The organism is Kineococcus gypseus, from assembly GCF_050871305.1.
Classification (GTDB): Bacteria; Actinomycetota; Actinomycetes; order Actinomycetales; family Kineococcaceae; genus Kineococcus; species Kineococcus gypseus.
The window spans coordinates 36,588-49,713 of sequence record NZ_JBJLRD010000012.1; the positions used below are offsets into that span (position 1 = coordinate 36,588).

The 13,126-nt window shown below is 73.2% G+C and carries 13 protein-coding genes; 7 read left to right on the plus strand and 6 right to left on the minus strand.

Annotated elements, in window-relative coordinates; genetic code table 11:
- Positions 1 to 2 precede the first annotated feature (2 nt).
- A complete protein-coding gene (locus tag ACRYMN_RS06560; RefSeq protein ID WP_432493219.1) occupies positions 3 to 281 on the plus strand; it encodes an Lrp/AsnC family transcriptional regulator in 279 nt (92 codons plus the stop codon).
- Between the two features lie 63 nt (positions 282 to 344).
- Here the strand turns inward: ACRYMN_RS06560 and trpD are convergent, their stop codons facing one another.
- The gene (gene trpD, locus ACRYMN_RS06565; protein WP_432493221.1) at positions 345 to 1,511 is read right to left on the minus strand and encodes an anthranilate phosphoribosyltransferase; all 1,167 of its coding nucleotides are present in this window, start codon (positions 1,509 to 1,511) and stop codon (positions 345 to 347) included.
- A 242-nt stretch (positions 1,512 to 1,753) separates the two neighbouring features.
- Here trpD and ctaE point away from each other — a divergent pair, with 242 nt between their 5' ends.
- The 6 genes from ctaE to ACRYMN_RS06595 all read left to right on the plus strand — a co-directional run bounded on the left by ctaE (position 1,754) and on the right by ACRYMN_RS06595 (position 8,311).
- Positions 1,754 to 2,413, plus strand: coding sequence for an aa3-type cytochrome oxidase subunit III (gene ctaE / locus ACRYMN_RS06570; RefSeq protein ID WP_432493223.1), 660 nt, complete (start codon positions 1,754 to 1,756; stop codon positions 2,411 to 2,413).
- Between the two features lie 57 nt (positions 2,414 to 2,470).
- Positions 2,471 to 3,301, plus strand: a complete 831-nt coding sequence (gene qcrC / locus ACRYMN_RS06575; protein ID WP_432493225.1) for a cytochrome bc1 complex diheme cytochrome c subunit — start codon at positions 2,471 to 2,473, stop codon at positions 3,299 to 3,301.
- A gap of 85 nt (positions 3,302 to 3,386) precedes the next feature.
- Entirely contained in the window at positions 3,387 to 4,415 is a 1,029-nt protein-coding gene (gene qcrA, locus ACRYMN_RS06580; RefSeq protein ID WP_432493227.1) for a cytochrome bc1 complex Rieske iron-sulfur subunit, read from the plus strand.
- Complete coding sequence (qcrB, locus tag ACRYMN_RS06585) at positions 4,412 to 6,088, plus strand: cytochrome bc1 complex cytochrome b subunit (RefSeq protein WP_432493229.1); 1,677 nt, start codon at positions 4,412 to 4,414, stop codon at positions 6,086 to 6,088. The genes qcrA and qcrB overlap by 4 nt, the downstream gene beginning before the upstream one ends.
- Before the next feature lie 1,537 nt (positions 6,089 to 7,625).
- The gene (locus ACRYMN_RS06590) at positions 7,626 to 8,090 is read left to right on the plus strand and encodes an LbetaH domain-containing protein (protein WP_432493231.1); all 465 of its coding nucleotides are present in this window, start codon (positions 7,626 to 7,628) and stop codon (positions 8,088 to 8,090) included.
- On the plus strand, positions 8,087 to 8,311 hold the full coding sequence (locus tag ACRYMN_RS06595; protein ID WP_432493233.1) for a hypothetical protein: 225 nt from the start codon (positions 8,087 to 8,089) through the stop codon (positions 8,309 to 8,311). The genes ACRYMN_RS06590 and ACRYMN_RS06595 overlap by 4 nt, the downstream gene beginning before the upstream one ends.
- A gap of 243 nt (positions 8,312 to 8,554) precedes the next feature.
- Here ACRYMN_RS06595 and ACRYMN_RS06600 read toward each other — a convergent pair whose 3' ends face one another.
- From ACRYMN_RS06600 to ACRYMN_RS06620, 5 genes are all read right to left on the minus strand, one after another.
- Positions 8,555 to 8,956, minus strand: a complete 402-nt coding sequence (locus tag ACRYMN_RS06600; protein WP_432493235.1) for a cytochrome c oxidase subunit 4 — start codon at positions 8,954 to 8,956, stop codon at positions 8,555 to 8,557.
- Between the two features lie 3 nt (positions 8,957 to 8,959).
- Positions 8,960 to 10,732, minus strand: a complete 1,773-nt coding sequence (gene ctaD, locus ACRYMN_RS06605; RefSeq protein ID WP_432493237.1) for an aa3-type cytochrome oxidase subunit I — start codon at positions 10,730 to 10,732, stop codon at positions 8,960 to 8,962.
- The gene (gene ctaC, locus ACRYMN_RS06610) at positions 10,732 to 11,652 is read right to left on the minus strand and encodes an aa3-type cytochrome oxidase subunit II (protein WP_432493239.1); all 921 of its coding nucleotides are present in this window, start codon (positions 11,650 to 11,652) and stop codon (positions 10,732 to 10,734) included. The genes ctaD and ctaC overlap by 1 nt, the downstream gene beginning before the upstream one ends.
- Before the next feature lie 138 nt (positions 11,653 to 11,790).
- Positions 11,791 to 12,588 (minus strand): leucyl/phenylalanyl-tRNA--protein transferase, encoded by a 798-nt coding sequence (aat, locus tag ACRYMN_RS06615; RefSeq protein WP_432493241.1) that lies wholly within the window; start codon positions 12,586 to 12,588, stop codon positions 11,791 to 11,793.
- Between the two features lie 86 nt (positions 12,589 to 12,674).
- Entirely contained in the window at positions 12,675 to 13,037 is a 363-nt protein-coding gene (locus ACRYMN_RS06620) for a HesB/IscA family protein (protein ID WP_432493243.1), read from the minus strand.
- Between the last annotated feature and the right edge of the window lie 89 nt (positions 13,038 to 13,126).

The window sequence follows — 13,126 nt, forward strand, 5'->3', positions numbered from 1 at the left end:
AGGTGATCACCGCCTTCGTCAACGTGCACACCGACGGCCGGCGCATCCCGGAGACGGCCCAGGCGCTGGCCGACCTGGACGGGGTGGCGGAGGTGTACTCCGTCACCGGCGACGCCGACCTCGTCGCGGTGGTGCGCGTGCGCGAGCACGACGCGCTCGCGGACGTGATCGCCGGCGGCATCAGCAGGGTGGAGGGCGTCACGCGCACGACGACCAACATCGCCTTCCGCGCCTACTCGCGCCACGACCTCGAGAGCGCGTTCGACCTCGGCCTGGACTGAGCCCCGCTGCGGGGCTGGGCCGGGCCGGGCCGGCTCGGGCCGGTCCCCGCGGTGCCCGGGCGGTCAGCGGCGGGTGGCGGCCACCCAGCGCTGCAGCACGTCCGCGGCCCGGCCGGAGTCCAGCGACTCCTCCGCGCGGCGCACCCCCTCGGCCAGGTGCTCGGGCAGCCGCCGGGCCAGGCGCTCGGCCGGCTGCCCGGCCGGAGCGCCCGCCGCGCCGTCGGCAGCGGCACCGGGAGCCCCGTCGGGGGCGCCGGCGCGCACCCCGGCGGCGACCATCGCGGCGGCGGCGTTGAGCACGACGGCGTCGCGCACGGCCCCGCGCGCGCCGGCCAGCAGCTCGCGGGCCACCGCGGCGTTGTGCCGGGAGTCGGCGCCGCGCAGGTCCTGCAGCACCGCCGGGGCCATGCCGAGGTCGGCGACGGGGTCCACCACGGCCTCCTCGACGCGCCCGCCGGCCACGACCCACACCCGGGCCGGGGAGGTCGTGGTCAGCTCGTCGAGGCCGTCCTCGCTGCGCAGCACGAGCGCGTCCGTGCCGCGCGCGGCCAGCACGCCGGCCACGAGGGGGGCCATGCGCCGGTCCGCCACGCCGATGGCGGTGGCGTCGGTGCGGGCCGGGTTGGTCAGCGGCCCCAGGACGTTGAAGGCGGTGGGCACCCCCAGGCCGGTGCGCGCGGCGGCCGCGTGGCGGAAGGCGGGGTGGAAGACCTTGGCGAAGCAGAAGGTGATGCCGACCTCCACGGCGACCTCCCCCACGCGCGCCGGCGGCAGGTCCAGGTCCACGCCCAGCGCCTCGAGCACGTCCGCGGAGCCGGAGGCGGAGGAGGCGGCGCGGTTGCCGTGCTTGACGACGCGGTGGCCGGCGCCGGCGAGCACGAGCGCGGCCATGGTCGAGATGTTGACGGTGCGCGCCTGGTCGCCGCCGGTGCCGACGAGGTCGACGGTGGGGCCGGGCACCCGCAGCGGCACGGCGTGCTCGAGCATCGCGTCGGCCAGGCCCGTCAGCTCGGCGCTGGTCTCGCCCTTGGCGCGCAGCGCCACGAGGAAGCCCGCCAGCGGCACGTCGCCGGCCTCGCCGGCCATGACCCGGTCCATGGCCCAGGCGGTGTCCGCCGCGCTCAGGTCGCGCCCGGCGAGCAGCTCGCCCAGCAGGCGCGGCCAGGTCGGCGCCGGGCGGCCGGGCGCGGTGGGTGCGCCGGAGGGGGCGCTGGCCTGCGGGAGCGTCATGGGGGTCCCCGGTGGGTGCGGCGGGTCGGTCGGGCTGGCGGCACCCTACTGACCGCCGCGCCCGGGGCCCGGGGCACGGCGCCCGGGCGCCCGCCGGCGGCCGCCCGGACCCCGCCCGGACCCCGCCCGGACCCCGCCGGGGAGCCGCCGGGGGCGTCACCCGATCGGCGGTGACGAGATCTACGACACGATGTCGGTGGGCCGGTCGGCACCAGGCGGGGGTGGTGGGGCATGATGACTGCGTGGCGAGTGCACAGGCTGTCCAGAGCAGTACCCCGAGTCCCGCGCGCGGCTCGGTGAACCGGCCGAACATCGTGTCGGTGGGCGTGATCGTGTGGCTCGCGAGCGAGCTCATGTTCTTCGCCGGCCTGTTCGCCATGTACTTCACGATCCGCTCGGTGGCCCCGCAGCTGTGGGAGGCCGGTTCCGGGACGGGCCCCGAGGTGCTCAACGTGCCGTTCTCGACGGCCAACACCGTCATCCTGGTGATCTCCTCCTTCTGGTGCCAGTTCGGCGTCTTCGCCGCCGAGCGCTTCCAGCCGCGGCGCCGCGGCCGGCTGTGGCAGGTGGGCACCTGGGGCATGCAGGAGTGGTTCGTCCTCACCTACGTCTTCGGCGCGATCTTCGTCACCGGGCAGGTGTTCGAGTACGCCGAGCTCGCCGTGGAGGGCGTGACGATCGCCTCGGACGCCTACGGCTCGGTCTTCATCCTGACCACCGGCTTCCACGGCATCCACGTCCTCGGCGGCCTGGTCGCCTTCCTGATGGTCATCGGCCGCTCGTTCGCGGCCAAGCGCTTCGGCCACCAGGAGGCCACGAGCGCGATCGTCGTCTCCTACTACTGGCACTTCGTCGACGTGGTGTGGATCGGCCTGTTCACGGTCATCTACATCCTGCGCTGACCGAGCAGCCCACCCCTCCCGCACGCGACAGCACCGACGGAAGCGAGCACCCCGACCGTGACCAGGACCCTCACCGCACTCAGCGCCCGACGGCGCCACCCGCTGGCCGTCGTCGTGCTGATCGCGTTGGCGCTCGTCCTCGTCGGCGGCCTCTACGCCGCGCTGGCCCCGCGACCGGCGGAGGCCTCGACGACCGCGGCGTCCGCCGACGACATCGAAGAAGGCAAGACGCTCTTCCTGGCCAACTGCGCCACCTGCCACGGGCTGGACGCGCAGGGCGGCAACGTGGTCGACGGCAGCGGCGCGGGCCCCTCCCTCATCGGCGTGGGCGCGGCGTCGGTCGACTTCCAGGTCGGCACCGGGCGCATGCCGCTGGCGCAGTCGGCGCAGCAGGCGCCGGAGGTCAGCAAGCTGCGCTTCTCGCAGGAGCAGATCGACCAGATGGGCGCCTACATCGCCTCGCTGGCACCGGGGCCGGCCGTCCCCTCCCAGGCCGAGCTGGACGTCTCCGGCGTCTCGGACGAGGAGCTGGCGCGCGGCGCGTCGATCTTCCGCACCAACTGCGCCATGTGCCACAACTTCGCCGGCAAGGGCGGCGCGCTGACCGCCGGCAAGTACGCCCCGGACCTCACCGGCGTGTCCGGCAAGCACATCTACGAGGCGATGCTCACCGGCCCGCAGTCCATGCCGGTCTTCAACAACAACACCATCGCCCCCGAGGACAAGCGGGCGATCATCGCGTGGCTGACCCAGGAGGAGAAGCGCCCCGAGCCGGGCGGCTTCAGCCTGGGCTCGCTGGGCCCGGTGAGCGAGGGCCTGCTCGCCTGGATCGGCGGCATCGGGCTGCTCATCGGCTGCTCGGTGTGGCTGGGGATGAAGTCCTCGTGAGCACCGGCGCGGCCCGGCGGGCGCGGGTGGTCGGCACGAGCAGCATCGAGCACGGGGCGCGGCCCCGCACGGACGGGCAGGGAGCATGAGCGAGATTGAACGCGCCGGCGAGGCGCACGGGGGGTCCACGGCCCTGGCGAAGCCTGAGGGCGGCGTGCCCGAGCGCTTCGAGAACCCGGGCCTGCCCCCGCACAAGCACCGCCTGGGCGACGTCGACCCCAAGGCGGCCAAGCGGGCCGAGCGGCAGGTGGCCACGCTGCTGCTGCTGTCGATCCTCGGGTCGATCGGCATCGTCGTGTCCATCATCGGGATCAAGTACGACGGCAGCTTCGACGCGATCAGCCTGTCGACGAAGGCCATCGGCCTGTCGATGTTCCTCTCGCTGTTCGCGCTGGGCGTCGGCGCGGTGCACTGGGCCAAGACGCTCATGCCCGACGACGAGCGCATCGACTACCGCCACCGCCAGCGCGGCACCACGGCCGAGCGCGAGGAGGCCGTGGCGATCCTCAAGGAGGGCGCGGCCGAGGCGGGCCTCGGGCGCCGCCCGCTGATCCGCAACACGCTGGTCGGCGCGCTGGCGCTGTTCCCGCTGCCGGCGGTCTTCTTCTTCCGCGACACCGGTCCCCTGCCGGGCGACGACCTCTCCACCACCATGTGGGAGGGCGGGATGTACCTCGTCAAGGACCCCGAGGGCGGTCGCATCCGCGCCGCGGACGTCCAGCTCGGCTCCGTCGTGCACGTCATGCCCGAGCCCATCGAGGAGGCGGAGAACGTCCTCAACGAGAAGGCCGAGGCGGCGGTGCTCATCATGCGCCTCGACGAGGAGCAGCTGACGGAGAAGTCGGCGGAGTGGGGCGTGGACGGCATCGTCGCCTACTCCAAGATCTGCACGCACATGGGCTGCCCCGTGGCCCTCTACGAACAGCAGACCCACCACCTGCTGTGCCCCTGCCACCAGTCGACCTTCGACGTGACGCAGGACTGCAAGGTGATCTTCGGCCCCGCCAGGCGGCCCCTGCCCCAGCTGCCCATCCGGGTGGACGACGAGGGGTACCTCGTGGCGAGAGACGGCTTCCAGGAAGCCGTGGGCCCGAGCTTCTGGGAGCGTGGATGAGCACCATCGACAAGGTCGCCGGCGGCGTCGGCAACTTCGCCGACGACTCCGTCGGCGCGAGCAAGATCGTCAACGGATTCGCCCGCAAGATCTTCCCCGACCACTGGTCGTTCATGCTGGGCGAGATCACCCTCTACAGCTTCGTGATCCTGCTCTTCACGGGGACGTTCCTGACGTTCTTCTACGAGCCGAGCGCCGCGGAGACGACCTACACGGGCATGTACGCCCCGCTGACGGGCCAGCACGTCTCGGAGGCGTACGCGTCCTCGCTGCGCATCTCCTTCGACGTGCGCGGCGGCCTGATCATGCGCCAGGTCCACCACTGGGCCGCGCTGGTCTTCGTGGCCGCCACGATCGTGCACATGATGCGCGTCTTCTTCACCGGCGCCTTCCGCAAGCCGCGCGAGATCAACTGGGTCATCGGCGTCGTGCTGGCCCTGCTGGCCGTCTTCGAGGGCTTCACCGGCTACTCGCTGCCGGACGACCTGCTCTCGGGCACCGGCATCCGCATCGCCCAGGCGATCATCCTGGCGGTGCCGGTGGTGGGCAGCTACATCAGCTACTTCCTCTTCGGCGGCGCGTTCCCCGGCGAGGACTTCATCCCGCGCTTCTTCACGATTCACATCCTGCTGCTGCCGGCGGTCCTGCTCGGGCTGATTGTCGTGCACCTGGCGCTGATCGTGGTGCACAAGCACACCCAGTACCCCGGCCCGGGCCGGACCGAGGACAACGTCGTCGGCTTCCCGCTCTACCCGGTGTACATGGCCAAGGCCGGCGGCTTCTTCTTCATCGTGTTCGGCGTCATCGCCCTCATCTCGGCGCTGTTCACCATCAACCCGATCTGGGCGTACGGCTCCTACGACCCCTCGCCGGTGACGGCGGGCTCGCAGCCGGACTGGTACATGGGCTGGCTCGACGGCGCGGTGCGCCTGACGCCGGGCTGGTTCGAGTTCACGCTCTTCGGGTTCACGTTCTCGATGAACATCTTCATCCCGACGACGGTGCTCATCCTGGCCGTCGTGGCGGCGGGCTCGCTGTACCCGTGGATCGAGCAGGCCGCGACCGGCGACCGCCGCGAGCACCACCTGCTGGACCGCCCGCGCAACGCCCCCACCCGAACCGCGCTGGGCGTCATGGCGATCACGTTCTACGTGCTGCTGTTCATCTCCGGCGGCAACGACATCATCGCGCACATCATGGGCCTGTCGATCAACGACATCACCCGGACCCTGCGCGTGGCCGTGTTCGCCCTGCCGGCGCTGGCCTTCGTCGTCACCAAGCGGATCTGCCTGGGCCTGCAGCGCAAGGACCGCGAGAAGGCCCTGCACGGTCGTGAGACCGGCCGCATCGTGCGGCTGCCGCACGGCGAGTTCATCGAGGTCCACGCCCCCCTCACCGAGGAGGAGCGCTGGGTCCTGGTGCAGCACGAGAACCACCGCCCGATGGAGATCGAGGACCGCGTCGACGCCGGCAACCCCGACACCGTCTACGGCAAGATCCAGCGCCGCCTGTCGAAGTTCTACTTCGAGGACCGCGTGGAGCCGGTGACCCCGCGCGAGCTGGCCGCGGCGCACCACGAGCACGGCACCGAGATCGAGAGCCAGGAGCACGCGTCGATCGAGGAGCGCGGCGGCAACGCCGCGATCGCGACCTCGCAGACGCTGCACGGCTGAGCACCACCCAGCACGACGAGGGGCCCCGGGCGATCCGCCCGGGGCCCCTCGTCGTCCCCTCCCCCGGCCCCGCGCACCGGCACCGCGCTCGGGCCGGCGCGGAACCGGCCCGCCACTCGTCCCCGCGCACGTGCCACGCGCTGACGCCGTCGCCGTCCTCGACGGCGCGCTGCCGGTGGGGCGCACGACGTCGCCGACCTCGCAGGCCCCGGAGAACCGGCGCGCGTCCTCGCTGCTCGTGCGGTGCAGCCGTGTCTGGCGTCCTCCCCGCCCCGCGAGGCCACCGACCGGCTCGGCGTCCGTCGGCCGCGACCCCTCCAGGCTCTCGGCGACCTCGGTGCCGCTGCGCGCGACGCAGCGCTCGCCGTGCCCGGAGCGGCCGCCGGTGATCGGCAGGGTGCGCACCCCTACCGCGCTGCCGCTCAGTGGCTTCCACTGCCGGAGAGACCGCCGGGGAGGCGGTCACCGCCGGCGCCAGCGTGGTCGGGGCGCTGTCGCGGGCCACGCGCGCACCGGAGCCGTCGGGCGCCTCGGCGCACAGCGGGTGCCGCCCAGCGCCTCCCCCGTGCTGGTCCACGCGCTGGAGGCGGTGGCAGCACCGGCCGTGTCGCCCGCCGTGCACCGCGCGTCGCACCCCTCCCGAGCGGGCGCGTGTGACCTGCGACACGCCACCACCCGTCACCGGTAGTGCCTGACTGCTACACACGGTGTGCAGGCGCGCGGCCACCGGCCGCGCCGCGGGACGAGGGGGTCGACGTGGCGGGCGGACGAGGGTGGCGGGCGCTGGGCGGCGGTGTGCTGGTGCTGTGCCTGTCGGGGGCCGTGCTGGCCGCGCCGGCGCGTGCGCAGCAGGTGGCGCCGGCGGGCGCCTCGTTCGTGGACCCGACGGCCGAGGTGCGCTGGGCGCTGTCGGTGCGGCTGGGCGAGCGCGTCTACGTCGGGCCCTTCGCGCAGCTGCTCTCGGGCCGGCGCGCGGGCATCAGCGTGGGCGCGGAGTCCAACGTGCAGGACTCGGTGCGGGTGGAGGCGCTGGTGCCGCGCTCCCGCGCCGAGCAGCGCGCCCTCGCGCGCGCCGGGCTCGGCGCCGAGGACGGGGTGCGGCTCGGGGAACGGGTGATCCTCGCGCATGGCTCGGCGGTGCGCGGCCCGGCGCGCCTGGGCGCCGGTGGGGCGGACCCCGACGACTCGGGCGTCTTCGTCAGCTTCGGCGCCCTGGTGGACGGGGCCGTGCTCGAGCGCGACACGGGCCTGTCGGCGCTGAGCCGGGTGGGCCCCGGGGTGGTGCTGCGCAGCGGCACGATGGTCCTGCCCGGCAAGGACGTGCGCCCGCTGGTGGAGGCCGACCGGCTCCTCAACGCGGGCGTCGTCGAGGTCAACACCGGCCTGGCGCGCGAGTACGCCCGCCTGGCGGCCGAGGACCCGCGGGCGGTGCGCGGGATGGACGTCGACCCCGGCGGCAACGCCTTCGACGTCTCCCGCGACGCCCCCGCCGTGGAGTCGGCGCTGTGCACGGGGCCGGAGGTGCACGGGGCCGGAGGTGCGCGAACCCTCCTTCCGCAACCGCGTCATCGGCGACGTCTGCTTCGAGGACGACCTGGCCACGCTGTCGCAGCGGATGGGCTCGCGCATCGCGCTGCGCGCCGACGAGGGCGGGCCCTCCTCCGTGGGCACCGTCGAGCGGATGGGCGACGGGACGGTCTTCCACGCCCTGGAGGGCTCGGACCTGTCGGTGGGCGACCGGGTCACCTGCGGCGAGCGGGTCGTCGTGCACGGCGGCGGGCGCCCGGCGGTGGACCCCACCACCGGCACGGCCGCCCCCACGACGATCGGCGACGACGTCGTCCTCGGGGACGGGGCGGTGGTCTTCCGCTCCCTGCTGCGCAACGGCTCGGTGGTCGGTCCGCGCAGCGCCGTGGTCGGCAGCGATCTGAGCGCGGGTCAGGTCGTTCCGGAGCGCACCGTGCACGCGAACGACGAGGTCTTCGGCGCGGTCGAGTGGTGAGGCCCGCACCGGGCGCGCTGGGCCTGGCGGCCGTGCTGGCCGTGGGCAGCGCCTCGGCCTGCACGGCGGAACAGGACCCGCCCGCGGCACCGGCGACGGCCGCGGCTCCCCTGCGCGCCCCGCAGGAGCTGCGGGTGGCGACGGTGGAGCGCACCGCACCGGGCACCGCACCGGGCGGCACGCCGGTGGTGAGCTGGGAGGTGCACTGGGAGCCGCGCTAGGCACCGGTGCCCGGCGCGAGCTCCTGCGTCGTGCGCTGCGCCACCTCCGAGGGCGTGCCGGCCGGGTCGTCGGCGGACACCACGACGCGCGAGCCGTCGGTGCGGGTGGCGGCCACGGCGGGCACCTCCCCGCCCGAGCGGCACGCCCGGGACGCGCCGCACGCGCCCTGACGCCCCCACCACGCGCGGGAGGCCCCGCACCCGGTCCGGGTGCGGGGCCTCCCGCGCAGAAGGCGTGGTGCCTCAGTGGGCGTGCTCACCCACGTAGTGCTCGAACACCCAGCCGATGATCAGCGGCACGGTGAAGACCATGCCGATGACCCACAGCCACCAGCCGACGGCCACGCCGGCGAAGGCGATGGCACCGCCGGCCGCGAGGTACAGCGGCCACCAGCTGAACGGGGGGAAGAAGCCCTGCTCCCCCGCGCCCTCGCTGACGTCGGCGCGCAGGTCGTCCTCGGGACGGTCGTCGATGCGCCGCGCGGTGATGAACAGGTAGGTGCCCACCAGCAGCGCCAGGCCACCGGTCAGCAGCAGAGCGGTGAAGCCCACCAGCTCGTTCCACTGCGTCAGCAGGCCGTACACGAAGGCCACGGGCAGGAAGAAGAGGATCCCGCCGGAGAACAGCCAGGTCTCGGACTTCATCGGTCAGCGTCCCCTCAGGTCTTCCTGGCGGCCGGACAGGTCCGCCTCGCCCAGGGCGTGGTCGAGGATGTTCTTGCTGCGCGCGTCGGTGGGGGTGTCGTGCGCGGCGACCTCGGGGTGGTGCAGGTCGAAGGCGGGACGCTCCGAGCGCACGCGCGGCAGCGAGGTGAAGTTGTGCCGCGGCGGCGGGCAGGAGGTCGCCCACTCGAGCGACATCCCGTAGCCCCACGGGTCGTCGACGGTGACCCGCTCGCCCTTGCGGGCCGTGATGTACACGTTCCACAGGAAGGGCAGGAAGGAGGCGCCCAGCAGGAACGAGCCGATGGTGGAGATCTCGTTCATCGTCTGGAAGCCCTCACCGGGCAGGTAGTCCGCGTAGCGGCGGGGCATGCCGGCCGCACCCAGCCAGTGCTGGATGAGGAAGGTGGAGTGGAAGCCGACGAACAGCATCCAGAAGTGGACCTTGCCCCACCGCTCGTCGAGCATCTTGCCGGTCAGCTTGGGCCACCAGAAGTGGAAGCCGGCGAACATCGCGAAGACGACCGTGCCGAAGACGACGTAGTGGAAGTGGGCCACCACGAAGTACGAGTCCGACAGGTGGAAGTCCAGGGGCGGGGAGCCCAGGATGACGCCGGTCAGGCCGCCGAAGAGGAAGGTGACCAGGAAGCCGACGCTCCACAGCAGCGGGGTGTCGAAGGTGAGCGAGCCGCGCCACATCGTGCCGAGCCAGTTGAAGAACTTCACGCCGGTGGGCACCGCGATGAGCATCGTCATGAAGGCGAAGAACGGCAGCAGCACCTTGCCGGTGACGTACATGTGGTGCGCCCACACCGTCACGGACAGGCCGGCGATGGAGATCGTCGCGAAGATCAGGCCCTTGTAGCCGAAGACGGGCTTGCGGCTGAAGACGGGCAGGATCTCCGTGATGATCCCGAAGAACGGCAGCGCGATGATGTAGACCTCGGGGTGCCCGAAGAACCAGAACAGGTGCTGCCACAGCAGCGAGCCGCCGGACTCGGGCTCGAAGACGTGCGCGTCCAGGACGCGGTCGGCCGCCAGGGCCAGCAGCGCCGCGGCCAGCACCGGGAAGGCCATGAGCACCAGCACGCTGGTGATCAGGGTGTTCCAGGTGAAGATCGGCATGCGGAACATCGTCATGCCGGGCATGCGCATGCACAGGATGGTGGTGATGAAGTTGACCGCGCCGAGGATGGTGCCGAAGCCGGAGAAGGCCAGGCCCATCACCCACAGGTTGCCGCCCAGGCCGGGTGAGTGGATCCCGTCCGAGAGCGGCGCGTAGGCGAACCAGCCGAAGGCGGCGGCACCGCCGGGGGTGATGAAGCCCGCCGCGGCGATGAGGCCGCCGAAGAGGAACAGCCAGTACGAGAGCATGTTCAGCCGCGGGAAGGCGACGTCGGGGGCGCCGATCTGCAGCGGCATGATCGCGTTGGCGAAGGCCGAGAACAGCGGCGTCGCGAAGAGCAGCAGCATGATCGTGCCGTGCATCGTGAACGCCTGGTTGTACTCGTTCTTGGTGTTGAACACCTGCATGCCCGGCGCGAAGAGCTCCGCGCGGATCAGCAGGGCCAGCACGCCGCCGATGAGGAACCACAGGAAGGCGGTGATGAAGTACAGGTTGCCGATGACCTTGTGGTCGGTGCTGGACAGCCAGCCCGCGATGACCGAGCCGTGCCGGCGCGGCACCACGGAGCCGAGCGGCTGGCGGGTCGTGACCCGGGGCGCGACGCCCGGGGCGTTGAGGCTCTCGCTCGCCATCAGTCGTTCTCCCCGATCGCCTCGTTGACGCTGTTGTTGCCCGTGCTGGACTCGTCGCCCGCCGGGTCGGTGCCGGCCGGGTCGCGCTCGAGCTCACCGCCGAGCTCGATCGGCATGCCGCCGCTCTGGCCGGCCGCGGCGAGGTCCTGCACGTGCTGCTCGTACTCCTCCTGCGAGACGACCCGCACGTTGAAGAGCATCTCCGAGTGGTAGTCGCCGCACAGCTCGGCGCACTTGCCCCGGTAGAGGCCCTCCTTGGTGGGCGTCAGCTGGAACTCGTTCGGGCTGCCGGGGTACAGGTCCATCTTGAACAGGAACGCCGGGACCCAGAAGGAGTGCGCGACGTCGCGCGAGTACAGGTTGAACTGCACGTTCTGGTCCACCGGCAGGTACAGCGTGGGCAGCTGCTCCTCCACGCCGTCGCCCGGGCGACCGGTCAGGTCCGCCTGGCGGCCCACCTCGTACGCCACCGGCTGGCCGTCGGCGCCGAGGTAGTTGAAGTCCCAGCCCCACTTCTTGCCGATGACGTCGACGCTGACGTCGGCCTCGCCGGAGGTGTCGATGATGGCCGCCTGGTCGCGGGCCGTGTAGTAGAAGAGCACCCCGACCATCATCACGGGGACGATGGTGTAGAGGATCTCGATCGGCATGTTGTAGCGCGTCTGCGCCGGCAGCTCGGGATCGCCCTTGCGGCGGCGGTAGGCGACGACGCACCAGACCGTCAGCCCCCAGACCAGCAGGCCGACGGCCAGGGCGGCGATCCAGGAGCCGTCCCACAGCTCGGAGGTGCGCTCGGTGTGGTTGGTGGCCCCGATGCTCGGGTCGGGGAGGAAGAAGTTGCTGGCGCTGGCGTCCGGCCAGTCGGCGGCCGAGCAGCCCGTCAGCAGCAACCCGGCCCCGGCGAGGACGCCGGCGACCATCGCCCTGGGGGGACGGCGACGACGCGTCGCGTCCGAGTCTCGCGTGCCCAACGTCGGCCTTCCCACGGTTCGTGCAGAGACGGGGGCGCACCGTCCCGGCGGCGCGGGGCCGTCGGAGGGGGCGCTCCTGCGCAGAGACTACCCCCCGTCGTAGCTGACGGAGGGGTCGGGGCGCGCCGCGAAGACGGCCGGGCCCGGTGCGGCCAGCGCCGCCGCCAGCAGCCGCCGGTAGGCCGGGCGGGTGACCTCCTGCACGCCCAGGGTCGCCAGGTGCTCCGTGCGCCACTGCACGTCCACGAGCCGGTCGCCGGCACCGTCGTCGGCGCCGTCGCCCGAGCCGTCACCGGCGCCGTCGCCCGAGCCGTCACCGCCCATGAGCTCCGCCAGGGCCACCACGGCCGCCTTCGAGGCGTCGCGCACGCGGTGGAACTTCGACTCCGCGGCGAAGAGCCCGCCCAGCGCCACGCCGTACAGGCCTCCCGCCAGCTCGCCGCCGGCGTAGACCTCCACCGAGTGCGCCCAGCCCAGCCGGTGCAGCTCGGCGTAGGCGGCCGCCACCCGGGGGGTGATCCACGCCCCGGGGCGCGCGGGGTCCGCGCAGCCGGCCACGACCTCCTCGAAGGCGGTGTCCACGCGCACCTCGAAGCCGCGCAGGGCCCGGCGCAGGGAGCGCGAGACGTGCACCCGCCGCGGCAGCAGCACCCCGCGCGGGTCCGGCGACCACCAGCCCAGCGGCCCGCGGCCGCCGCCGCCCAGGCCCATGGGGAAGAGCCCGCGCGCGTACGCGGCCAGCAGGGTGGCGGGCGCGAGGTCGCCGCCGGTGGCCACGAGGTCCTCGCCCGGGCGCGCGACCAGCCGGTCCAGGTCGAAGCGGGAGGGCCCGGGGTGCCGGCGCGGGCGGCCGGCCGGCGCGGTGGGCAGCGGCGCCGCCCACACGCGAGCGGCCCCCGCACCGGTCGGTGCGGGGGCCGTCGGGCCGTGCGGGCCGGCCGGCGGGGGGCCGGCGGGCGCGGGAGCGCCCGTCAGGAGAACGAGTCGCCGCAGGCGCAGCTGCTGCCCGCGTTCGGGTTGTCGATGGTGAAGCCCTGCTTCTCGATCGTGTCGGCGAAGTCGATGGTCGCGCCGTCCAGGTAGGGGGCGCTCATCTTGTCCACCACCACGCCGACGCCGTCGAAGTCGCGCACGGCGTCGCCGTCGAGCTCCCGCTCGTCGAAGTAGAGCTGGTAGATCAGGCCGGAGCAGCCGCCGGGCTGCACCGCGATGCGCAGGCGCAGGTCGTCACGGCCCTCCTGCTCCAGCAGGGTGCGGACCTTGGTGGCGGCGACGTCGGTGAGCTCCACGCCGTGGGCGCGGGTCTCCTCGGCGGCGGCGGTCGTCGTGGTCATCAGGCTCGTCTCCGGTTCCACTCGTCGACTAGGGACGCTGTCCGGGCCAACCGCCGGGGCGGCACGGTTGTTCCCCCTCCAGGTTACGG